This is a genomic window from Halalkalicoccus sp. NIPERK01 (assembly GCF_030287405.1).
GTDB lineage: Archaea > Halobacteriota > Halobacteria > Halobacteriales > Halalkalicoccaceae > Halalkalicoccus.
The window spans coordinates 13,864-35,688 of sequence record NZ_JASVVV010000005.1 but is presented as its reverse complement, the minus strand read 5'-3'; the positions used below and the strand labels follow the sequence as shown (position 1 = coordinate 35,688).

Below are 21,825 nucleotides of genomic sequence, written 5' to 3'. Positions count from 1 at the left end.
CGCTATCTACGGGCTACTGGGTTCCATTATGTGTCACTATTGCCACTCACACGCTGAACGAAATCGGGCTCACCAAAACTTATTTGATAGTCCGTCTCAACCCGTAAGACAACCCAAATTGGGTTAATGCAACTAAAATTGAATGCGTGGATGACCCATGACAACCGAATCAATCCTGCTCATCGGCCGGAATACGAGAAACGCCCACGAAGTGCTCGAAGCACACGCCGATCGTCTCAGCCGGCGTGATGTCGTCGACGACGTCGAGATAGCGACGTACAAGCGAGAACCGATCCGCGAGCTCAAAGCGGAATTCGAGCGAATCTCCGCCGATACAGTGTACGCAGTCCCGATGTGTGCCGCACACAGCCACGACACGATCAACGGTATCCCTGCCGCGCTTTCTTATGTCTCCGGAGACGTCAACTACTGTGAACCACTCGGTCAGAGTCCTGCCGTTACCGAGGTGCTAGAGGAGAACGGAGCGAGTATGGTTCCGGCATCCGACGACGTCTCCCTGATCCTCGTCGGATTCGGGAGTAGCTCGAAACCGTACCACCGGCAAACGACCGACTATCACGCCGCTCGCCTTCGGGAACAGTCAGCGTACGGGGAGGTGCTGACCTGCTATCTACTCCAGAACCCCACAGTCGAATGTGTGCGGTACAATACCACCAAGAATCAGTCGGTAGCTGTCCCGCTTTTCCTGACGCGAACCGAAGCGACCGAGAGTCGAATACCTGACGAACTCGAACTCGCACGCGGCGGCATCGAGTATGCTGACCCGCTCGGCGAGCATCCGCGGATAACGGATGCCGTTCACGCGGAGGTCGAAAAGCAGCGCGCGCTCGCTGTCGACGATGCCGCTTCACCATCCTCTTTCGAAGAGCAGTTAAATCGGACGCGACGCCCGGTCGCGACCGACGGGGAAGGGATTCGGCGGTAATGATTCGGGTCTCACAATGAGATTCGTTCTCGTCGGTGGGAACACCGATACGGCCCGCATCGATGGCATCAGCGCCGCAGGGGCCAACCCTGACGCGATGATTCACACGCCCAGTGCAGATCTCGAAATCGTCGAGTACGGTCACCCAGTGCAGGCGCCAGTCGTCCCCGTCAGTCCGACTGGCTGCCCGACTCCAGCGGTCGTCACTCGCGCTGTCCGCGAACTCCTCGGGTTCGACGTGCTTGCCGTCGACGCCGGACTTGCCAGACCAACCACTGCGCCAACGGTTACAATCGGAGACGGAGCCGGACGCGACATTCGCACTTCGGACCCGGTCGCGTCGGCATCAGAAACGTTCGAAGCCGCCCGTCGTCTGGGTCGATGCCTGCCGGACGCAGAACTCGTGATTGGCGAGACGATTCCTGGTGGCACGACGACTGCTCTCGGTGTTCTGACTGCGCTCGGGGAGCAGCCGACAGTCTCCTCGTCGCTCCCGGAGAATCCACTCTCACTCAAGCGTGACGTCGTCAGCGAAGCACTGGGTACAAGCGGCCTATCGCCTGGGAGCACTGCCGGTAATCCGATAGAGACCGTCCAGTGCGTCGGGGATCCGGTGCTTGCTGCCGTGGCCGGATTGACCACTGGAGCGACGGCCACTGGCACGACCGTAACGCTCGCCGGCGGAACTCAGCTGGCGGCCGCCGCTGCACTTGTCCGTCATGCAGGCACGGACGTCTCGCTCTCGCTTGCGACCACTTCCTTCCTCGCTGCCGACGACACTGCGGGAATCCACGACCTGGCAAACGACCTCGATGTGAACCTAACTACCGATCCCGGGTTCGATACCGTTAGTCATCCGGCGATGGACGCCTACGTAGCTGGTGAGGCCAAAGAGGGCGTGGGCATGGGCGGGGCGTTGGCGCTGGCTGACGCGGCCGACGTGTCGATGGCGATCGTGCGCGAGAAAATCGCCGATATCTACGACCGGCTCGTGAGTGAGGACCGTACTATGAAGATATGAACGGGGTCGCCATTGGTGACACCCGCTCAGGCGTCGGGAAGACCGTGGCCACGCTGGCTCTCATTCGGGCTCTCCAAAACCGAGAGTATACGGTCCAGGCAGCAACGAGTAGGCTCCCTCATTCGACAGTACCAGAAGCGAGGAACAATTAGTAGAGGATTTCGATCCTTCATCGATAGAGTGACAAGACGGTAATGGATTCACAGGCCGTATGATGGTCGTTTTGGAGAGGAAGGGTCCGGAACCTGCAATTACGAACGGGCTTATAGGCCATGCTACTGAGGAGAAGACGTAGCTACTCACACCGTGGTGCGATCTGTGATGTGCTCTGGGAGCGTACAGATCCGTTCGAGTGGTGTCTCGGCGGGCTGGGTTGCCGTGGTACCCGGAGTCTCGAACAGTTATCTGTCACTGCAGACATATAGACCGCTGTAATTAGTGGCTCTACTCGTCGGTGGTGTCTTCCTCTATCAGCATATTCATACAGGCACACATACCATCTCCAAGAGATCGATCAACGAATGCTATGAACTGGCGATACCGCGATACAGTTCTTCTCTCGTGTACCTGTGCTCTATTCGCAACGATGGTTGCACGACTGGTCCTCAGCCCCGTCGTGCCAGCGATCACTGCTGAATTCGACATCTCGAATACCGTTATCGGTATCGCACTGACGGGCATGTGGATGGCGTACGGACTCGTCCAATATCCGAGCGGGGTCCTAGCCGGTCGAGTTGGAGAGCGGAAAATCATTCTGGTCGCGGTCGGCGGAACCGCCGTCATGAGTTTCGCTGTCGCAATTGCCCCTCTGTTTGGCCTGTTTGTCCTCTGTACCATTCTCCTTGGCGCTGTTGCTGGGCTCCATTACAGCGTTGGGACGACATTGCTGTCACGGACGTACGAAGACGTTGGAACCGCGATCGGGTTGCACAATATCGGCGGAACCACGGGTGGGCTTCTTGCCCCGATCGCCGCTGCGTGGGTCGGTGTCCGCTACGGGTGGCGGCCAGCAGTCGCGATCGGGACGGGAGTCGCAGTACCTGTTTTGCTCCTTTTCGCGTGGCAGGTTCGACCGACCGAGCCACTGTCCCCGACGCGATCCATACGCGAGCAGTTCGAACTGCAGCCCGTACGTGATTTTCTCAGACGACCGCCGATCGCCTTCACGGTGTTCATCGCCGTTATCGTTACGTTCGTGTGGCAAGGAACGGCATCGTTTCTTCCGACATTTCTCGTCAAGCACAAGAATCAATCAGCAACAATGGCTGGCACTATTTTTTCGGTGTATTTCGTCGTCCAGGGCGTTGTTCAGGTTGGAGTGGGTACGATTTCAGATCGCTACGGTCGCGATCTCGTTATAACTGGCTGCTTGGCGACCGGTATCATCGGGTTCGTCCTTTTCATCGCTATTTCCGATCTCGTAGCAATCGTAACGGGTGTTATTTTAGCGGGCATCGGCATGAGTTCGTTTACTGCGATAATGGCGCGATTTATGGATGAATTCGCTGAAGCTGAGCGAGGGACAGGATTCGGGCTGACACAAACGGTGAATATGGTGCTATCCTCGTTCGGGTCCGTTGCAGTCGGCGTATTTGCTGATGTACTCGGTTGGGCTGCTTCGTTTGGAATACTCGTTTTTCTATTGATCTGTGCGTTCTGTGCTCTTATCGCGAACCGCCTTTTCTCGCTTGGCTATTGAAGCGAGCAACGGTATGTTCTATACACACCAGGTGATAGTGAGCGAAGCTGTCTGATCAGGGTCAGTGCAGCCATTCTCGATGACAGAGTCGCTAAGAGCAGTGGACCGAGAACGCCTATCAGGGCCTCGTTGATTCCCCGCTCGTGGCGGCTCTCGAAGCGTTCGTCGACACGACGAACGAACGCGCGACCGGCACGGTCACGATGAGTCTCGAAGACGGTCAGGCCGGGCCGGTCGGACGCGAGAGCGAGTATGCGGTCTACTCCGCCGAAACGGCCTCGTTCACCACCGAGACGGTCGGCGACATCACGCAGGCTGACGCGAGCGGCGTCGCCAAGTATCGCGGCTTTCAGGATCGGTTAGCGAACGCGATTCACGAGCGGGCACTGAAGCGGGCGATCGCGGTAGTCGCGGCAGATGGCGGCGACGACGAATCGACTACTGGAAACGACTGACGATCGGCAGTGAATTCCGGAGTGGCCGGAATTCGCTACACCCTTCCCGCTGTCCAAACCATGAATTCCTACGACGGATTGCTCGCAGCCATCATGGGCGGGCTGCATAGGGAGGGTATATTCAGGACGAGATCCCCACTCTCTAAATTGAAAAAGCTGCTTGTCGAAGGCGCGACCCCCTACGCTCGAAACTACGGTAGAGAGGGGTCAGGCGAGTAAGACCAGAGAGTTTGAGTGCTGAGGAGCGGTATGTGAGTGACCCGTGTGTGCCATCAGAAAACATTCATCTGTGTCGCTGTTCTGTTTGGGTATGGCATTGAGTCGGAGACAGGCGTTGCAGGTGACCGGTGCATCGATATCGGGTGGGTTCTTGGCCGGGTGTCTCTCGTCAAGTGATCCAACGGGAGTCGGCGAGGATGATCCAGATGAGGATGGAGACGCGGACGATATGTCGATCGATGGGCGGTTGCACAACGAGTCGGGTGAGCCCCAGACGTTCATGATTACGATCCGGAATGCGGCCGGTGAGGAGGTTACAAGTGACGAGTGGGAGGTCGGTGCGGGGGAGACGAAGCCGGTTTCGGCGGTGGGCAAGCCGAATGAGCCGCGGACGTTCGAGGTTACCGTTAACGGGATGACGGAGACGGCGACGCTGGAGTTCGACGTGGATGCGGAGCCGGGAAAGAGGGCCGGATACGTGGAGATCACGTATACGCAGGTTGGGACGGTCGAGGTCGTGTTCACGCCCGTCGGTGATGGTGGGGCAGGTCTGGCGCGTGTGGAGGAACCGCCGTATGAGATCTCGGAGCCGGAGTGCAGTGGTGCCGGTGATCGGGACCCGCTGTGGCTCTGTGAGAACATGGATGCGGAGCCGTCGGTGGCGTTCGACCAGGTGGAGACCAGTTCGATGAGCTTCGCGGATGAGGAGCTTGCATCTGATGTGGAGAATGAGGGTAATCCGCAGTTCTACGCGGCGTTGTTGACTGATGAGGATGATCTGGACCGGGTCGATGAGAACACGGGTGGCGATGTTGATGAACTGATTGGGGGGACGGATTTCGAGTCCGAGGCGTTACTCGTCGTCCAGACCGGGTGGGGGTCGGGATCGGAAACGCCGCATTTCAAGCGGATTGAGGAGACCGATGATGGCGTCCACGCGTTCGGGTGTTACCGGCGACCGTGTGGAGGAACGGGGGATGTTACGATGCGGACCGTGGTTGCTCGGTTTGAGCGCCCTGAGATCCTGAACGAGGCGATCGTGAGCTTGACGTTTGATCCGAAGTACCTGGTGAATTTCGAGGCCGGCGAGGGCGTCGTTACCGTTGATGGATTGTAGGCGGTGGATCACCTCTGGCTTGCGTGGCGTATTCAGGCATCCACGTATTCCGCATTCGACATGCCATCGGCCCGATGCTCCATAGAAGAGAGGAATATTCTGACATCGGATTGATTTTCGGCAACGGAGACGCCACGTGCCGTACAGGACGACAAAGACGGGATTCAAGCGGCGATCTGCCGGTACACGAATGCCTTCGAGAGCGAGGCCACCTACGAGCAATAGGCAGCGGAGGCGAGAGCGCGACCGCACCACTCCCCCAGCGAACGTTGTACCGCTGCTGCAGAAGTTGCTACGGAGTCCCAGCTAGCTGGACCGTGAACTGTGATACGCTCGTGTATGGTCCACAGCTCTCGGAGTCCGCGTATCGGTAGACGTCTCCGTCAGTGTACGTACTTCGTCCGATCCGCTCGGTGGTCATAGGGATTATCGTAGAAGTTCATAGATTTCCGGTCCGAGGATCGAAACACAGCGTCACCCCTCGTGAGTCACGATATACGGTTGGCTACGATAATCCCTATCAGTCAGCGTGTTGTTCGGGCCGGCGGGACCGATCAACGTCCAACGGATCTGCCGAGGAGTGTGCCGTCATCAACCGCAGGAATCGGCCAGCGTTCGTCAGCAGTTTGTTCTCCGCCTTCCGAAGGTGTTCCTCGTAGGTCGACCGGGCCACGGATGTCTGAGCGGCCAGGTCGCGAAGCGACGTCTGCCGTGGCTGCTCGTAATAGCCCTCGTCGAGGGCCAACCGGAGTGCTGCCAGCTGACGGTCAGTCACGCTCTCGAACAGTTGATCGACCGGCGCCAACATACTGTGTGGGACATGTCGCTCATCGATTGCAGTCTTCGAGAGGAGTTCGATGTCTCGGTCCGCCTCGAGGGCTTGCAACAGTGCCCGAACATCGGTTTCGTCGAAGGCGACGACGGTGTAATGCTCCCACCCGTGGCGGTGAATCGTCGGCGGCTGGTACAGACAGTCGTGTGCCTCGAATCGCTCCAAGATCGACCCTTCCAGCGCACAGAGACGGGATTGAGTGACGACGTGGAGTCCGGAGCTGTCGACGGACTCGTGCAGGATTTCACCCAGTTGGTCGATCTCGTCGAGGAGAGCGTCCGTCGGAGCTTCAGTGGACGTGATTTCGAGCACCTGGCAGTCGCTCAGGTACCACTCCCGAATCGTGAGGTCGGGGAAGCGTTCCGAAATCTCACGATATGGGCACTCGTGTTTCATCCGGAACGACGCTTGATACAGACTCACACGCGAATAGTCGTGGTGAAGCTACATAGGAGTCCCGGTCATGTCCGGCAGCACCTATATTCAGCGATTCCCCGTGATCACACCATACGATGACCGAAATCGAGCCAGATACACTCGGAGACCGTTTGCAGAATCGTACCGATGACCTCCTCGTCGTAGACGTTCGACATCGGGATAACCATACCGACTGGCACATCCCCGGGAGTCGGAACGTCGACGTCTACGACGAACTCGCGTTCGACCGGGAGTCTGCGAAAGAGGCGCTAAACGACCTGCCCGACGGGGCGGAGATCGTCACCGTCTGTGCTGCAGGGGTCATCTCGCAGACCGCAACAGATCTGCTTCAGGAGCTGGGCTACGACGCGAAAACGCTCACTGACGGGATGGCCGGGTGGAGTCGCGTTCATCGCAGTGCGCCCGTTCTGATCGATATCGACGGGATGCTCATTCAGGTCGCACGGCCGGGGAAGGGCTGCCTCTCGCACGTCCTCATCTCGGACGGAGAAGCCGTCGTTTTCGACCCGTCACACTACCTCGACGAGTACGAGGCGATCCTCGACGACTACGAAGCCGAACTCGTCGGTGTCTTCGACACGCATGCTCACGCAGATCACGTCTCCGGAGCTGCGGAACTCGCCGACCGTCACAACGTTCCGTACTCCCTCCACCTGAAAGACGCGCTTGCCCTCGATGCAACGCCCCTCGAGGATGGGAAGACCGTGACGGTCGGCGGTCTCGATATCGAGGTCATCCACACGCCGGGACACAGCGAGGGAAGCGTCTCGTTCGAAATCGACGGTACAGCGCTGATTACGGGCGACACGCTCTTTCACGAGAGCGTGGGCTGGGTCGAACTCGGCGTCGAAGCAGGGGTCGAAGACACGGACGTCGAAGGGAACGCCGCGACGCTGTACGAGAGCCTCCAGCGGTTACTGGACCGACCGGACGACGTACTGGTTCTGCCGACGCACGATCCCGGGTCGCCCGAACCGCCGGTGACCGCGACCCTCGCCGGAGTCGGAGAACGGAACGCCGATCTCGGACGTGACCGCGAGGATTTCGTCCGGGAACTCGCGTCCGACATCCCGGCTCACCCGCCGAACTTCGAACGCGTCAAGCGGACGAACGTGGGGCAGGAATCGGTTCCGGCCGAGGAACTGGCCGAGTTGGAACTGGGGCCGAACAACTGCGCGGCTGAGTGAGTCCATGAGTACGGCAACCGAGTTCAAACGGGGAATCCGCGAACACCTCGGACAGTTCTCACTACACGTCCTGCTGGTGTTCGCTACCGGGCTGACCATCGGATCCGAACGGACCGTCGTCCCCGTTCTGGGAGAAGAGGTACTCGGCGTCAAGTCGTTTCTCGTTATCGGCTCGTTCGTCGTCTCCTTCGGCTTCGTCAAAGCGCTGCTCAACCTCTATGCTGGGAAATGGGGCGAGGAGTACGGCCGCAAGCCGGTACTCGTCCTCGGGTGGGCAACTGCTTTGCCCCTCCCGATTATCCTCATCTTCGCTCCCAGCTGGGGCTGGATCACCGTCGGGAACATCCTGCTGGGCATCAACCAGGCACTGACCTGGAGTATGGCGATCAACGCGAAGATCGACCTCGCGGGCCCCGACCAGCGGGGCCTTGCGGTCGGCATCGACGAGTCGTTCGGATACACTGGCGTCGCTGTCGGTGCCTGGATCACGGGCGTCATCGCCGGGCAGTGGAACCTCCGGCCCGAACCGTTCTACTTCCTGGCCGTCGTCGTCGTGCTGGCATTTCTCATCTCGATCTTCCTGATCACGGAAACCGTCCAATACGCCCAGGCCGAAGGTGACGACGACCACCACGACGCGAACCTCCCGTTCAACGAGGTGCTGAAGCGTGCGACCTACGGCGATAAGACGCTGTTCGCTGCTGCGCAGGCCGGTCATATCGAGAACTTCGTGGACACACTGTTCTGGATCGCCGTCCCGCTCTATCTGATAAACCGAGGTCTTGGCATCGCGGCAGTCGGAGTCGTGGTCGGCGTCCACAGCGCGATGTACTTCCTCCAGATCGCGACCGGTGGGCTCGCGGATCGCATCGGTCGCCGGCCGCCGGTCATCTGGGGGATGTTCATCGCGGGTGCGGGTGTCCTCGGAATGGTGTTCGTCGAAGGATACCTGCCGTGGGCTGTGTTGGCCGCCATCTCCGGGCTGGGCATGGCGTTGCTGTATCCAAACCTGATGACCGTGCCCGGCGACGCCGCACACCCGACGTGGCGGTCGGCAGGCATGGGTGTCTACCGGATGTGGCGTGACTCCGGCTACGGCGTCGGCGCGATCCTGATCGGGCTCTCGATGGAGTTCGTGAGCGCCGAAGCCGCCTTCTACATGACGGCACTCCTGATGTTCATCTCCGGTGCTGTCGTGTACGTCTGGATGGAGGAGACCCATCCGGACTTCGGCACACACGAGCCTCCCGCACCCGCTACCGAGGAACCGGGCCGGACGGTTGCTCGAGACTAGCTCCGCAGAGATTCGAGGTGGAGCCTCCGACCTCAAGGAGCGAGCGAAGCGAGCGAGCAGATCGGGGAGGAAACCGACGATACACGACACAACCGCACGACAGTAGCTACCCGACTCGTCCCAGATCCACCCGATAGTACACAGCAACTGAGCGCACCTTGTGCAACGCTGTCCACAAACCGACCAGTCGTTGTACAAGGTTGAAACTCGATCAGTAACTAGGAGATCCGATCGGGTTTCAACCGCGAGAGTCGCATCGCGTTGCCCGTGACGCCGAGGCTCATCCCCATGTCGCCGACCACGACAGCGAGAGCGACGCTCACGAGCCCGAGCGGCACGCCAATCGCGAGCAGTAACTTCACGCTAAGGCTCACCCAGATGTTCTGCCTGATGACACCGTTTGCCGTGTGCGACAGGTCGTACAAGTACGGGAGCTTCCCGACATCGTCGCCCATCAGCGCGATGTCAGCGGTCTCCAGTGCGGTGTCAGTACCGGCCGCCCCCATCGCGACGCCGACCTCGGCGGTCGCCAGCGCGGGAGCATCGTTGATGCCATCACCGACCATCGCCACGACACCGCATTCGGTCTGGAGCTCCTCGATAGCGGTGACCTTCTCGTCCGGCAAGAGTTCGGCGCGGTACTCGTCGACGCCGACCTGTTCGGCAATCGCCCGCGCCGTCCCCTCGTTGTCGCCGGTCAGCATCACGACACGCTCGACGCCCAGTTCGTGCAGTCGTGCAACCGCCCGCTTCGACGCGGGACGTACCTCGTCGGCGATGGCAATGGCGCCTAGCAGCTCCGACTCCGTCCCGACGAGAATGACCGTCTTGCCCTCCTGTTCCAACGTGGCGAGAGCGCCCGCTGCGAACGTCCCGGTGTTGGCCTCGACCGCGCCCGCGGCCGGGACGCCACCGTCGGTCTCGTGGTGGGTCCGCGAGAAATCGAAACCCAGCTCTTCGAACAGCGCGGGCTTGCCCGCGTAGTACGTCTCGCCGTCGATCTCCCCGCGAATACCCTTGCCAGTCAGGCTTTCGAAGCCTGTCGGGTCGGGGAGGTCGCTCACGCCAGCCTCTTGGGCACGGGCGAGAATTGCTCTGGCGATCGGATGCTCACTGCGGCGTTCCAGCCCGGCAACGTGGCGGAGCAGTGTCGCCTCGTCATCGCAGAGCGGAATGACGTCGGTGACGACGAGTTCGCCCTTGGTGAGCGTCCCCGTCTTATCAAGCGCGATGACGTCGACCTCACCCATCGCCTCGAGATGGTTGCCGCCCTTGATGAGGACACCGTTTTTCGCGGCACTCGTAATGCCTGAGACGACGGAGACGGGTGTCGAAATGACGAATGCACAGGGACAGGCAATCACCAGCAGCGTGAGCCCACGGATAAACCACGTTTGCCAATCGTCGACGAAGGTGAACCCGTATCCGGCCACCTCCACCGAGAGAGGGTCCGCGATTGCGAGTGGCGGGATGACGGCGGTTAGGATCGCCAGCACGACCACGACGGGGGTGTAGTAACCTGAAAACCGGTCGACGAACTGCTCAGTCTCGGTCTGTTTCGCTTGCGCCCCTTGCACCATCTCGATGATACGTGAGAGCGTGGAGTCGCCCGCCGTCGATGTCACCTCGACCTCGAGATAGCCCTCCTCGTTGATGGCGCCGGCGTACACCTCGTCGCCAGCGGCTTTATCGACGGGGACGCTCTCACCGGTGATCGGCGACTGGTCGATCGCGCTCTCGCCCTCGATGACTGTCCCATCGAGCGGGATCTTCTCGCCAGGTCGGACGACAACCGTCTCGCCTACGACGACGTCGTCCGTCGGCACCGTCACTTCCTCGCCGTCCCGTCGGACGGTCGCTTCATCCGGCGACAACTCCATCAGTTCGCGAAGGGAGTCACGTGCCCTGTCCATTGCGTAGTCTTCTAGCATCTCGGCGATGCTGAACAGGACGGCCAGCGTCGCCGCCTCGACGAAGTAGCCGATGGCAGTCGCGGCGATGATGGCCGTTCCCATCAGCAGATCGATGTCGAGGCTTCGATTCTTCGCCGAGTAATAACCGCTACGGACGACGGGGATACCGCTGGCGGCGACCGCGCCGAGGAACAGCACATCGGCGACCTGGAGCGAGTACTCGAGGACGCTCGCCACCGCGACGTTCTGGGCAGTGAGGAGGAATTCGAGGACGAGTCCGAGGATGACGAACGCTGCGCCAAGCCAGGTCTTCTTCGCGCGGAGGCTCGTCCAGACCTCAGACGGTGGTGCGATATCGACGCCACCATTCAGTTCGTCTCCTTCGGACTCCGAGTCCGATCCTCCGACGACTTCGTAGCCAGCGGCTTCAATTGCGTTGACCAGGTCGGCCTCGCTGGCACGATCGGGGTCGTACGTGATGATGGCCGTGCCAGTGGTCGCCTGGAGCGTAGCGTCCACGAGGCCGTCGATACGTTGGAGACCCTTGTCGACCTTCTGTGCACAGGAGGGACAGTCCATCTCGGGGACGGCGAGGCGGGCGGTCAACTCTCGTCGCTGGCGGCCCTCGTTCTCCTGGCCCGCCGCATCCGGTTCATCCATCTCACCTCAAGGGACGGGGGTCGGTTCGATAAGCCTTCGTTGGAATATTCCAAAGATCGCCGTCTCGTTAGAGCAGCGTCGACAGCCCCTCTATAGCCTGCTCGCCCGCCACGTGGCGCTTCGCCAACTGCTCTTCAGCCCGCCGCAGCCGATAGGTGAGCGTCGACCGTGGGACGCCGAGATGTGTGGCCAACTCGCCGACGTCGACCCCACGCGGCGACTCATAATAGCCGTGTTCAACGGCGGCCCGGAGTGCGGACTCCTGCTTGGGGGACAGGCCGCTTGCTTTGCCGTCCGTGTCACCCATCGGTGCGGTAGAGTCCGTCGTCCGGAGCATTTCCATCCGGGCGCAGTCGCCGACGGCCGCCTCGAGGTCGTTGAAGAATGCGGCCACGTTTCCCTCGCTCGAGTGGATAAGCCGCCACGTATAGTGGCGGCCCTCATGGCGCGTCTCGAACAGCACGCCATCACCGAGATGGTCGCGAGCGATGTGGGGAACGGACGCACAAGTAGGGGTGCGCTCCCAATATGAGTAGAGAACGAGCGTGTCGTCGGTGTGATCAAGAATCTCCGTGGTCTGCGTGGCCCCGCAGTCTTCGGTGGCGAGGCAGTCCGCGTAGTAGTCGCTGGTGAAAAAGGCGTCCTCGATGTCGACGAGGGCAGCCGCCTCGCCGGTAGCATGGTCGACCCGCCAAAGGCGCTCGGCGGTAACGTGCAGCGAGAGCGAGCGGATCCGGGCATCGGGATGATCGGCGAGCGTATCGGCTACCCTGTTGCAGCCGGGTTCGTATTCGAGGGCGAAGACGAGTTCACGCATACGATTCTGTAGGGGCTACCTGAACATAACACATGGCTACTGACGGTACTCTTCTTGCTCAAATAGCAGTCCGCCGCCGATCACGCTGCTGTTGACGCTTGTGTTTCTCCCGCCGATGGGCCATGTTCTCCTCGGGTCGGAACGGGAGCACTTGCTGGTGATTCAAGAGGAACCGTCCATCGTCTCCGTAGTTCCCAGCCCGAACGCAGGCGACCTCCATGCCAGACTCCTCGATCACCTCCGTCAGGTGACCGATTCGCGCTCTGGCTCGGCGCCGGTCGTCGATTCTGGATCGGAGCCGGATTTCGCGCCCGGGATCTCGAGCGTTCCTGCAGGATCGACGACCGTGCGTTCCGGAATCGGTGTCGGCGCGGGCGGTTTACGCGCGACCAGTCGCTGAATCCAGGTGAGGTCCCGCGGTTGGTTCGTCTCGATCTCCTCGTACTCGACGACGATCCGATCGCCCTCCGGAACGATCCGGAAGTAGTTCAGCCGGAACGAGGGGTAGTAGACCCCGGGTAGCCGAGAGAACCACGTTTCGACGTGCTGGACCTTCTTCAGCCAGGTTCCCGTGTTGACGACGACGCGGTCGCCCCACCTCGTGAGCGATGCGCGGTGAGTGTGCCCGTAGACGAAGACGGTCACGTCGGGGTGCGATTCGAAGACGTCCCTGGCCGCGTTCAGAAACGGTCGATCGCCCTGGCCGACCCGAACCCCGGACAGCATGACGCCGAAGCGTTCGAGGGTTCGCCTCAGGTCCCGTCTGAAGAGCCAGAACGGGATTGCGAGCATGAGCAACACGCCGATGATGACGATGTTGACGGCGATGATGAGTTCGAGGACGTAATCGGCAACTCCGAGGTTCCGAATCACGGGGTTGTTAGTGAAAAAGTGCGGCGGGAGGAGTCCGATCACCTCGAGGACGGTACCGAACAGGTAGAAGATCGTGATGTTGAAAAAGAGCAACAGTGGAACGACGATCGCCCGCAAGAGCGGGCTCATCTCCCGATAGAAGTAGTTCGAGAGCAACCAGCGCGGGATCTCTTCCATCGGCGCGACCGACTGGATGTCGCGGAGCCAGTCGCCTCTGGCGTGCTCGGAGTAGCGCCCTGCGGCGGCGACGATCCGCTGGACGACGAAGTAGCCAACCGGCAGCGCGTCCGGATTGCCCCAGTCAGGCATGCGATTGTTTGCGTCGTACTGCTGGCCGTGCTCGATCCAGACCGTTCCGTCGGCGACCTCGCGGGTGATGGCGATTTTGGGCTCGAGGGTCAGGTTGTACTCCGCGAGCCGATCCACGTAGGACGGGTAACACGCGAGGTCGTAGTCGTGGTTACCCGGAATGAGCGTGATATCGATCTCCTCGCCGGTCGCGCGGAACTGTTCGAAGACGCGAGGGTGGTCCTCTATCACCCGCTCGAGCTTGTCGGTACCAGTCACCTCGGCGTACTCCCAGAGGCCAAAGGTGTCGCCATTGATGATCAACTCGACGTTGCCGCCGCGCTGCCTCAGGTCCTCGAGAAAGGAGATGAGTTCGTTCTCGAAGTCGAGCGTGGTGAGTTGCTCGTCACCGCCCATGTGGAGGTCGCTGATGAAGACGTACTCGGTGACCATTCGGATCGTCGTTCGATGTACTACCAGCAGCGACACGATAGTGGTTTCCCCGTTTTCGCGCTCCATCTCGTGATCCGCACCGGTCGGTATCAATCCAACAGCGTACCGAGAATAGCGTTCCGACTCACAGTGATGCGCGGGCACTCACGGTGTAGCCGCCGGAGCCCGCAGCAGGATATCCTCAAAATAACCATTGATAATTGCTCTCAAAGGCACCGTCCCAACACGACCAGCGACGACGTTCGCACGATCGACGATGGAATCGCTGCGCTTGAATCGAGACAGTCGAACGGAAAGCAGATCGAGATCACATCGAACGGGGGCCAACGGCGGCTGGCACCCACTCATCACTCCACCACTGTGCTCGTCTCTACGTCACGAATCACTCAGCCGGGACTCCCTCTTGCTTACGCTGTTCGTCTCCCGACCGATCGGTGTTATCTGCCATCGATTCGAGTGCTTCGACACCATCGTGGATCGTACAGACATCCTCACCATCCACGTGGGGATAGACTACCTGCAGGGCTCCCTCGTTCTCGGTGTAGATGGCGAGGGTAATCAACGGCGTGACGATCTCTTGTTTCTGGCTCCCGGTATCGCCTGCTGATTCGCTGGACTGCCACTGGAAGGCCGGCCGGAGCGTATACCCCTGTTCGGTTGCCCAGTGTTCGAATTCGGCTACTCGTTCGCGTGTCTCCGTCGGATTCCGCCGATCTTGCGTGGTTCCCATCGACGGTCCCCATACATCGACATCGAGTTCATCGACTGGACCCTCGTCTGCCAGCATCTGGAGGCGATTAATGACCTCGATCTGCGGAGGGTTGAGTCCCGCTGGGCCCAGCGTCCGCACTCGAACGACCGCACGGACTGAGTCTGTACTCATGCATTCCCCCCCGCTGCTGTCTGCTCCTGGCAGACGTACACGGGTCCGTCACGCTCCACGAGATCAGTTGCAGTGAGTGTCTGGAGCAGCGAGTAAAGTGTGAGCTTCTTCAGTCCGAGTGCGGCGTGAAGCTCGTCGATCGTTGCTTCGTTCTCGAGCCACAGATAGAGGTAGACGAGTTTGGCACCGGATGAGGTGATCGTCGAAAGTGCATTGCATTCTAGCTGGTGCTGGTGAGTATTGGTCATACAGCTGCTTCACGTGCCAACTCAGTAATCATTCGGCTTTGTACACGATCGTCTTTACATGGGGAGTGAAGTGTACACCAGTACGATCGTGAGCGCTGAGCGGCGTCGAGACGGAGTCGATAGAATCCAGGGAATCGTTATGTCCTCGTCTGCCACGCATCCTCGGACGTCTATAACAGGTGGCGTACCAATCTGCTCACACACGGATGCCGGCGAAACTATTACTACGATTCTGCCGTTCACCAAGCAGCTGGTGGATCTCGGGTATCGATAGCGCCCGGAATGAGCGAACACCGCCCGTGATCTGGCTGGACCATGACGTCATTCGAGACGGTTCGCAAGATCATCGAAGTTCTCGATGACGATGTCAGGGTCCGGCCCAAGGTACTCACGGGGGGTTTTCTGTTCGGGCCGTGTGAGCCAACCAGCTTTCATGCCGGCATGCTTTGCACCCCAGACATCACGCATACTGCCACCGGAAATATGCAGAATGTCTCGAATGGGTGTTCCAACACGTGTAGCGGCATGCTGATAGATCGCTGGATCGGGTTTATAGATCCCGATCTCGTCGGCGCTGATCGTACCGGAAACGAGGTCCTCGAGTTCAGCAGCCTCGATCAGGTGCTCAAGCATTGCCGGATCGCCATTCGAGAGCACGTATACTTCGTAGCCTGCGTCGACGACCCGTCCGATGCCATCGGCCACGTCATCAAAGACGGTAATCCGATCCTGGTAGACCTCATTACGAATACGGTCGCGTACGTCTCCGGGAACCTCATAGTCGTTCGCTTCGAGAGCATATTGTAGCCCGTAGCCGATTAACTCCCAGAATGGGCGATACTCATCGATCTCGTTAGCGATCATCGAGTACTGAATATACTGGTTCCGCCATGCTTGTGAGACGCGCTCTCCGTCGTCTATCTCCGCGATATGATCCTCTAGAACGGCGGCTTGTGAACTGACGTCAACGAGCGTCGTGTACGAATCGACCGTGACCACGTCGGGCTTTTCCATTCTAGATGAGAGACTATATCCCTCTATAAGCGTACCTGAACGGTTCATAGACTACAGCGACACGTACGCCGCGTTCAGATTCCCCAGACGTATGTGGCTCCAAGGTACGGGTTGACGGGACTGCCTGCATGACTCTGGAACCGCCAGTTAGAACGACGGAACGCGCCATATGGATGCAAAAGAAACAACCATGATTCTATGAGTCACCTGGAAAGGGTTGTGAGCCTCCCATTAGATGCCCTTTCCCGGCAGTTTAGAGAACGACCCCGACGAGGTTAGCGGTAATTGTTGCCCATTCAAGGTGTTTAAGCTCTCAAAACCCACTACGATTTATCTCGAAAAGATTCGATGAAAGTAAGGATCCAAAAGAAGCAACGTCGGATGCGAGATCTACAGTCACGGGTAGAGAGAACGATTATCAAAGTGCCTGATTCTGTTAATCGATTCTGTCCATTGATCCGGTACCGGGTTATTCGCCGCCTGATCACGGGGTAGAGCGTTTTTATACTCTCGCTCCTTAGCTCACTAACACTTACCTTCGGTTGAACTATGTGGAGCATAGATCCCCCCTTAACCGGAAGAGTAGGGGCTATACGTGGCAAATCAACGGGACGCCAATCGATTGAGCAACGGGGATTGGTCTCCATCGAAACCGTGGGATGGTCATAATGCTAGTTCTCGAGCCAATCGGCCATCATGAACTCTTCATCGTCATCGTCCAACTTACGGTGTTGCTGTTTGTCGCACGCGTTCTTGGCGAATTGTTGAACTCGATGGGACAACCCACGGTCGTGGGAGAATTGCTTGCTGGCGTCATCCTCGGGCCATCTATACTGGGATTGGTCGCTCCAGGCATCTACGATCCCTTGTTTGCGATTCCCGAGAGCGAGTTCCACCTGCTTGAGATCATCTCCTGGATTGGGCTGATCATGCTGCTGATCGTAACAGGGCTCGAGACGGACATCGATCTCGTCATCAGTAAGGGCCGGACGGCCGTCATTCTCTCATTGGGCGGCATTCTCGTGCCGTTCATAACTGGGTTCACGCTGGGATGGTTCCTTCCAGGCAACTTTGTTGGTGCGACCGATCAACGACTCGTGTTTAGCCTGTTTATTGCGACGGCGATGAGTATCTCAGCTATTCCCGTCATTGCGAAGGTACTCATCGAACTCGATATCGTTCGGCGGGACATCGGACAGCTTATTCTCGCAGCAGGGATGGTCGATGATACGATCGGTTGGATCCTCCTTGCGACTGTCGCTGGATTGGCCCGAAGCGGTGTGGTGGATGTGGGTTCAGCCCTGACTACCCTCCTTTCGGTAGTGGTCTTTCTCGGAATCACGTTTACCGTCGGCCCACACGTGGTTCGGAAAATCTTCCACTGGGTCGACAACGTCGTTACGGGCGAGATGGCGATGCTGTCGACGCTCATGATTCTCGCACTCACGGCGGGCGCAATCACTCAGTACATGGGTCTCGAGGCAATTTTGGGAGCATTCGTTGTCGGGGTCTTAGTCAGTCAGGTCAACCGTTTTGATTACCACCTCAAGCACACATTCGAACTGATGACTCTCGGAATCTTCGCGCCGATCTTCTTTGCTATCGCTGGGCTCCGAATGAACGTTGCTGCGTTGTTTGATCCGACGGTGTTCTTGGTCGGCCTCGTCGTCCTCAGTGTCGCCTGCTTCGGTAAGTTCGCGGGTACGATGAGTGTCGCTCGAACGGCTGGCCTCTCGAAATGGGAAGGGATCACGATTGGTGGTGGAATGAATGCCCGTGGCGCGATGGAGATCATCGTCGCGACAATCGGGCTTGGACTCGGCATTCTGACGACCGATATGTACAGTATCATCGTCATGGTCGCTATCGCTACCTCGCTCATGGCACCGCCGATCATGCGCTGGTCACTCCCGAAAATTGAGATGACCGAGGAGGAACACGAACGGCTAAAACGAGAAGAACGGCTCCGGGAAAGCTTCGTCGCCGGTATTACGCGAATTCTACTGCCAACTCGCGGTGGAGTCACCACTCAGTATGCAGCGCGCTTGCTCGGACCCGTGATTCGCGACCGCGATATCGAACTGACGACGATGTACGTTACAACCGAAGGCGACGAAAACGACGATAGGATACGTAGGTTTTCCAACTCGCTCAATCGGTTGTTCAGAAACAGAGGGCGAACCAAGCTACATACGGTACCAATTCGGGAAGCCGATGGATCGGATGGTAAGCGGACGGACGGCAAAATAGCGCTCAGGGAGGTGGGAGAGTCTCTTGAGCAAGTTGCTGATGACGACGATTCCGAAGACGTCTTTGGACGTATCAAACAGCAGTTGGGTGAACAGAACCAATCACCTCGATCTCTCATTCGCGAGTGTCGTGGAACCGTGGCCGACACGATCATTAACGAAGCTATCAACTACGATTTACTCGTTCTCGGGGAGGCCAGGCGTAGGAGCGATCCCAACGAACCACTCTTCAGTAAGAACGTCGACCAAATCCTTCAAGAGACATCATGCCCAACACTGGTTGTCAGTACGCCTTATTCGGGCGAGTATGCCCTTGAGCAAACGGGCGAGCAATTACGCCGCATCCTGCTACCGACGGTAGGGACCGAGTATAATCGCCGTGCTGCCGAGATTGCCTTTGCGATTGCTACACAGGAAAACGCTATCGTCGAGATCGTCCACATCGTCGATGAACCGCAACCTGACGATCGTTTCGCCGGTCAACCTGATCTTTCGAAGATGATCGGTATAGGTGAGGAAATCGTCGATCGGGAGGCGACTATTGGCCGCGAGATGGGCGCCAAAGTGCTCACGACTGTAGCAGTAAGTCCCCGACCTGAGATGGGGATTATCGATCTCGCTGAAAAGAACGATGCGGATCTGGTTATCGTTGGAACAGAGACACGTTCGATTAGTCAACGAGCATTCTACGGTCCGCGTGTTGAATATCTTCTCCAGAACGTAAACTGTCCGATCGTGATCGTCAATTCGATCTGATCTACCTCTATTCTAGCTGCAGTATCGCATATTCCGACGTTGATTTTCACGCGCGTTTTCAATTCCGTTTAATTCGTCGAGGAATGGAAAACACATGATTGATCAATAGTTTGCTGTCCTTCATAGCTATCTTACAATAATTCCTCGAGGAGGACGGTACCTCCGGTCAGGGCGCGAGCGAGGGCGAGTACTGCGAACTCGACGAGATGAAGGCGGAGTACTACGAGCACCGCGGTGGGGTCGACGGTGTCGTCCCCGACGAGAAGCTCGACGACCTCGGGATCGACGTCGGGCCCGGCACGGGCGTCTCGTCCGGTGACTCGCCGGCCCCGCCGACGACTGAGCGGTATGCCTAGTAACGATTTCTGTAGAATCGGGCCGATGGCCGTTGGCAGACGTGACTCCTTTCCGGGGGTCTCGATGTGAGGAAGAGATTTCGATTGACTAGCGTCTCCTATGAATCAGATAATTGGAATAAATGCCGTGGGGTACGTTGTCGAGAGCTCTCCCATCGGTACTGACGCAGGCGGTCTTCTCCTCGTCCGATTTAGGTTTCGGGGTGGGTCATCGAAAACGAGCCAGTCGGGATCGTGAAAATGGCGAACGAGGGAGGAGATGTCCCTCACATTTACGACGATGCTTGAGGTTTGATTTCGATCTCCTCGAGTTCCTCCCAGTCGCCGGATTCCTCTGCCTGTTCGATCTTGGAGATCTCCTTTGCGTAGTGGAGGAACGTGTCCACCGACGCAATGACCACTCGTGCCTCAATCGTGAGGATTTCGATCCCCACGAGCGACACGCGAACCCAGAGATCGATCACGACGCCCTTATCGAGGATTCGATCGAGGACTTCCGCGAGGCTGGACGTGTTTGGTCTTGATTGACTCATTGGTACTCGCTGTTATGGAAGGCACCCAGCCTCGTTACCATTTGCCATGCGCTGGCAAGTCCGGCCTGGGCAAGCGCATCGTAGCCCGCCGAATAGAACACATATACACCTGAAAATACGTCTCCTCTATGTCGCCTCGAACTAGCTATATTTCCCGCTATTCATGGGGATTATCGTAGAAGTTCATGGATTTCCCCACTCGGAATCAAGGGACTGGGTCGGTCGATGGGCCACAGGGGTTTCCGATTGGTTACGATAATCCCTATCAGTAGTTCACGGTTCGATCTGACCGGTCTGCTGGGTAACTCCTCTTTCCCCCTCATAGGGGAAATGCGCCGGTTAGTGGCTGTCAAAATCCTACTGGAGAACATCGGGACGCACGAAAGGGGCGTATCATTCGTCCTCAGCCGGTACCTTCGGACGCGGCCGGCGACCGAACTCCGAGTGGCGATACCGCTTCTGATTTCTAACTTCCTCGTCCCATTCAGTGAACATCCCGTACTCGACCATCGTCGTCATCCCCGCGATCGCCGCCCGGAGGTTGATCCCGATTAGTGGAATGTCCGCAATAGTGACGACGACGTCTGCCTGTACTATCGCGCCTTCGGTGAGCAGCACGTCCAGTAGATCGACAACGGCGTGGCCCTCAGGGCGTGTCGGCTCCATCAGTCATCATCTCCGATATTTGAGGTGTGCGAGTACGGCGGCCACGGACCGGTGAGCCTAGCGTCAAAGCGTTCCCGAGCGGTGAACTCGGGCGAGAACGGTCGGTTATCGATCATCGTTCTATCCCCTCGTGATGGTCATTGTACACTTGCTCGATTCCTTCGCTGAGCAGGCCGTTGAGTTCTGTTCGCAACTCGTCGACGTCGTTGTCGATCCCCTCTCGTTCCTTGATTACCTCAATCTCGTCTTCGATCGCCAGAAGCCGGGTTCCGAGGCGTTCGATCTCCTCCGGATTCAACACGCCTGAGCCCATGCGGCGAATCGCCTCTTTCTCCATCGCTTCGACGAGCAGCTCGACGACGGTCATCACGAGTGCGAGCAGTCCGGACGCCGCGTCCGTCTCACTTTCCCCAGTGGCCTCACCGACGAGATCGATCCGTCTCATGATCCGTTCTCGTCGCCGTTGTCCTCGTCGTCATCACCTCCGTCCCTCGATTCATCGCTCCTGCCACTACGACTGGTGATGGTCGGGACTTCAGGATCGGGCCGTTTGCTGGGCGACCTCTGGCCGGCGGTCTCGTCGTCCTCCGCATTCGAGCCGCCCTCGCTCGCACTGATCCCGAGGTCGATCGTTTCACGCTCGCCCTGCTCATTCTCGATTTCGAGCGGTTCGCGCCCTGAGGCCTGTTCGACTCGGCGCATATCGGTCCCACTGGGGAACGCGAGACCGTACTGTGCAGCGGTCTCGAAGGAAGCGATTGCTGCCCGGATCTCGATTCCCAAGAGCTCCGTATCGCCAATTGTCACTGCGATATCAGCGTTGATGACAATTCCCTTATCGAGCACTAGCTCGAGGACATCTGCGAGATCGCTTTGCTGTCGTGTGGGTTTCGCGCTACTCATGGTTT

Annotated in this window: 18 protein-coding genes and 3 pseudogenes; 10 read left to right on the top strand and 11 right to left on the bottom strand. The window is 58.7% G+C overall.

The features are described from left to right. Window positions 1-157 precede the first annotated feature (157 nt). The 6 genes and pseudogenes from QRT08_RS14145 to QRT08_RS14125 all read left to right on the top strand — a co-directional run bounded on the left by QRT08_RS14145 (window position 158) and on the right by QRT08_RS14125 (window position 5,457). Window positions 158-946, top strand: a complete 789-nt coding sequence (locus QRT08_RS14145; RefSeq protein ID WP_286046612.1) for a CbiX/SirB N-terminal domain-containing protein — start codon at window positions 158-160, stop codon at window positions 944-946. 16 nt (window positions 947-962) lie between these two features. Continuing rightward, window positions 963-1,967 (top strand): nicotinate mononucleotide-dependent phosphoribosyltransferase CobT, encoded by a 1,005-nt coding sequence (cobT, locus tag QRT08_RS14140; protein WP_286046611.1) that lies wholly within the window; start codon window positions 963-965, stop codon window positions 1,965-1,967. Continuing rightward, a pseudogene (locus tag QRT08_RS18870) lies at window positions 1,964-2,071 on the top strand (nucleotide-binding protein); the annotation flags it as partial. The gene cobT and the pseudogene QRT08_RS18870, both read left to right, overlap by 4 nt. Window positions 2,072-2,493: 422 nt before the next feature. Beyond that, window positions 2,494-3,666, top strand: coding sequence for an MFS transporter (locus QRT08_RS14135; RefSeq protein WP_286046610.1), 1,173 nt, complete (start codon window positions 2,494-2,496; stop codon window positions 3,664-3,666). 98 nt (window positions 3,667-3,764) lie between these two features. Next, window positions 3,765-4,121: pseudogene (locus QRT08_RS14130) on the top strand (argininosuccinate synthase); the annotation flags it as partial. Between the two features lie 310 nt (window positions 4,122-4,431). Then, a complete protein-coding gene (locus tag QRT08_RS14125; RefSeq protein WP_286046609.1) occupies window positions 4,432-5,457 on the top strand; it encodes a hypothetical protein in 1,026 nt (341 codons plus the stop codon). 520 nt (window positions 5,458-5,977) lie between these two features. Here the strand turns inward: QRT08_RS14125 and QRT08_RS14120 are convergent. Next, on the bottom strand, window positions 5,978-6,712 hold the full coding sequence (locus tag QRT08_RS14120) for a helix-turn-helix domain-containing protein (protein WP_369684848.1): 735 nt from the start codon (window positions 6,710-6,712) through the stop codon (window positions 5,978-5,980). An 89-nt stretch (window positions 6,713-6,801) separates the two neighbouring features. On the opposite strand from QRT08_RS14120, the gene QRT08_RS14115 reads away from it, so the two are divergent. Both QRT08_RS14115 and QRT08_RS14110 read left to right on the top strand, forming a co-directional pair. Next, entirely contained in the window at window positions 6,802-7,914 is a 1,113-nt protein-coding gene (locus QRT08_RS14115) for an MBL fold metallo-hydrolase (protein ID WP_286046607.1), read from the top strand. A 4-nt stretch (window positions 7,915-7,918) separates the two neighbouring features. After that, window positions 7,919-9,208: an MFS transporter gene (locus QRT08_RS14110; RefSeq protein ID WP_286046606.1), complete on the top strand. Its 1,290-nt coding sequence runs from the start codon at window positions 7,919-7,921 to the stop codon at window positions 9,206-9,208. 218 nt (window positions 9,209-9,426) lie between these two features. Here the strand turns inward: QRT08_RS14110 and QRT08_RS14105 are convergent, their stop codons facing one another. From QRT08_RS14105 to QRT08_RS14080, 6 genes are all read right to left on the bottom strand, one after another. Continuing rightward, entirely contained in the window at window positions 9,427-11,781 is a 2,355-nt protein-coding gene (locus QRT08_RS14105) for a heavy metal translocating P-type ATPase (RefSeq protein ID WP_286046605.1), read from the bottom strand. A 67-nt stretch (window positions 11,782-11,848) separates the two neighbouring features. Beyond that, a complete protein-coding gene (locus QRT08_RS14100; RefSeq protein WP_286046604.1) occupies window positions 11,849-12,598 on the bottom strand; it encodes a helix-turn-helix domain-containing protein in 750 nt (249 codons plus the stop codon). A 243-nt stretch (window positions 12,599-12,841) separates the two neighbouring features. After that, window positions 12,842-14,212, bottom strand: coding sequence for a metallophosphoesterase (locus QRT08_RS14095; RefSeq protein WP_286046603.1), 1,371 nt, complete (start codon window positions 14,210-14,212; stop codon window positions 12,842-12,844). A gap of 382 nt (window positions 14,213-14,594) precedes the next feature. Beyond that, window positions 14,595-15,095 carry an HTH domain-containing protein gene (locus tag QRT08_RS14090; RefSeq protein ID WP_286046602.1) on the bottom strand — a complete coding sequence of 167 codons (501 nt, stop codon included), beginning with the start codon at window positions 15,093-15,095 and terminating at the stop codon, window positions 14,595-14,597. Beyond that, window positions 15,092-15,343, bottom strand: a complete 252-nt coding sequence (locus tag QRT08_RS14085) for a helix-turn-helix domain-containing protein (RefSeq protein ID WP_286046601.1) — start codon at window positions 15,341-15,343, stop codon at window positions 15,092-15,094. Before QRT08_RS14085 ends, QRT08_RS14090 begins: the two co-directional genes overlap by 4 nt. A gap of 321 nt (window positions 15,344-15,664) precedes the next feature. Continuing rightward, the gene (locus QRT08_RS14080) at window positions 15,665-16,357 is read right to left on the bottom strand and encodes a haloacid dehalogenase type II (RefSeq protein ID WP_286046600.1); all 693 of its coding nucleotides are present in this window, start codon (window positions 16,355-16,357) and stop codon (window positions 15,665-15,667) included. Between the two features lie 668 nt (window positions 16,358-17,025). On the opposite strand from QRT08_RS14080, the gene QRT08_RS14075 reads away from it, so the two are divergent. Further along, the gene (locus tag QRT08_RS14075) at window positions 17,026-19,362 is read left to right on the top strand and encodes a cation:proton antiporter domain-containing protein (RefSeq protein ID WP_286046599.1); all 2,337 of its coding nucleotides are present in this window, start codon (window positions 17,026-17,028) and stop codon (window positions 19,360-19,362) included. Window positions 19,363-19,511: 149 nt separating this feature from the next. Beyond that, window positions 19,512-19,718, top strand: a pseudogene (locus QRT08_RS18865) (aldehyde ferredoxin oxidoreductase); the annotation flags it as partial. Window positions 19,719-19,990: 272 nt separating this feature from the next. Here QRT08_RS18865 and gvpA read toward each other — a convergent pair. The 4 genes from gvpA to gvpJ all read right to left on the bottom strand — a co-directional run bounded on the left by gvpA (window position 19,991) and on the right by gvpJ (window position 21,820). Beyond that, the gene (gene gvpA / locus QRT08_RS14065) at window positions 19,991-20,251 is read right to left on the bottom strand and encodes a gas vesicle protein GvpA (RefSeq protein WP_286046597.1); all 261 of its coding nucleotides are present in this window, start codon (window positions 20,249-20,251) and stop codon (window positions 19,991-19,993) included. A 393-nt stretch (window positions 20,252-20,644) separates the two neighbouring features. Continuing rightward, complete coding sequence (gene gvpM / locus QRT08_RS14060) at window positions 20,645-20,917, bottom strand: gas vesicle protein GvpM (RefSeq protein ID WP_286046596.1); 273 nt, start codon at window positions 20,915-20,917, stop codon at window positions 20,645-20,647. Window positions 20,918-21,029: 112 nt separating this feature from the next. Then, window positions 21,030-21,362, bottom strand: a complete 333-nt coding sequence (locus QRT08_RS14055; protein WP_286046595.1) for a gas vesicle protein K — start codon at window positions 21,360-21,362, stop codon at window positions 21,030-21,032. Next, a complete protein-coding gene (gene gvpJ, locus QRT08_RS14050; RefSeq protein WP_286046594.1) occupies window positions 21,359-21,820 on the bottom strand; it encodes a gas vesicle protein GvpJ in 462 nt (153 codons plus the stop codon). Before gvpJ ends, QRT08_RS14055 begins: the two co-directional genes overlap by 4 nt. Window positions 21,821-21,825: the final 5 nt, after the last annotated feature.

Excerpts from the sequence above, each read along its gene's own strand:
- QRT08_RS14110 (WP_286046606.1), top strand. The coding sequence starts at position 7,919 with ATGAGTACGGCAACCGAGTTCAAACGGGGAATCCGCGAACACCTCGGA.
- gvpJ (WP_286046594.1), bottom strand. The coding sequence starts at position 21,820 with ATGAGTAGCGCGAAACCCACACGACAGCAAAGCGATCTCGCAGATGTC.
- gvpA (WP_286046597.1), bottom strand. The coding sequence starts at position 20,251 with ATGAGTCAATCAAGACCAAACACGTCCAGCCTCGCGGAAGTCCTCGAT.
- QRT08_RS14085 (WP_286046601.1), bottom strand. The coding sequence starts at position 15,343 with ATGACCAATACTCACCAGCACCAGCTAGAATGCAATGCACTTTCGACG.
- QRT08_RS14135 (WP_286046610.1), top strand. The coding sequence starts at position 2,494 with ATGAACTGGCGATACCGCGATACAGTTCTTCTCTCGTGTACCTGTGCT.
- QRT08_RS14125 (WP_286046609.1), top strand. The coding sequence starts at position 4,432 with ATGGCATTGAGTCGGAGACAGGCGTTGCAGGTGACCGGTGCATCGATA.
- QRT08_RS14080 (WP_286046600.1), bottom strand. The coding sequence starts at position 16,357 with ATGGAAAAGCCCGACGTGGTCACGGTCGATTCGTACACGACGCTCGTT.
- QRT08_RS14115 (WP_286046607.1), top strand. The coding sequence starts at position 6,802 with ATGACCGAAATCGAGCCAGATACACTCGGAGACCGTTTGCAGAATCGT.
- gvpM (WP_286046596.1), bottom strand. The coding sequence starts at position 20,917 with ATGGAGCCGACACGCCCTGAGGGCCACGCCGTTGTCGATCTACTGGAC.
- QRT08_RS14075 (WP_286046599.1), top strand. The coding sequence starts at position 17,026 with ATGCTAGTTCTCGAGCCAATCGGCCATCATGAACTCTTCATCGTCATC.
- QRT08_RS14145 (WP_286046612.1), top strand. The coding sequence starts at position 158 with ATGACAACCGAATCAATCCTGCTCATCGGCCGGAATACGAGAAACGCC.
- QRT08_RS14055 (WP_286046595.1), bottom strand. The coding sequence starts at position 21,362 with ATGAGACGGATCGATCTCGTCGGTGAGGCCACTGGGGAAAGTGAGACG.
- QRT08_RS14095 (WP_286046603.1), bottom strand. The coding sequence starts at position 14,212 with ATGGTCACCGAGTACGTCTTCATCAGCGACCTCCACATGGGCGGTGAC.
- QRT08_RS14105 (WP_286046605.1), bottom strand. The coding sequence starts at position 11,781 with ATGGATGAACCGGATGCGGCGGGCCAGGAGAACGAGGGCCGCCAGCGA.
- QRT08_RS14090 (WP_286046602.1), bottom strand. The coding sequence starts at position 15,095 with ATGAGTACAGACTCAGTCCGTGCGGTCGTTCGAGTGCGGACGCTGGGC.
- cobT (WP_286046611.1), top strand. The coding sequence starts at position 963 with ATGAGATTCGTTCTCGTCGGTGGGAACACCGATACGGCCCGCATCGAT.
- QRT08_RS14100 (WP_286046604.1), bottom strand. The coding sequence starts at position 12,598 with ATGCGTGAACTCGTCTTCGCCCTCGAATACGAACCCGGCTGCAACAGG.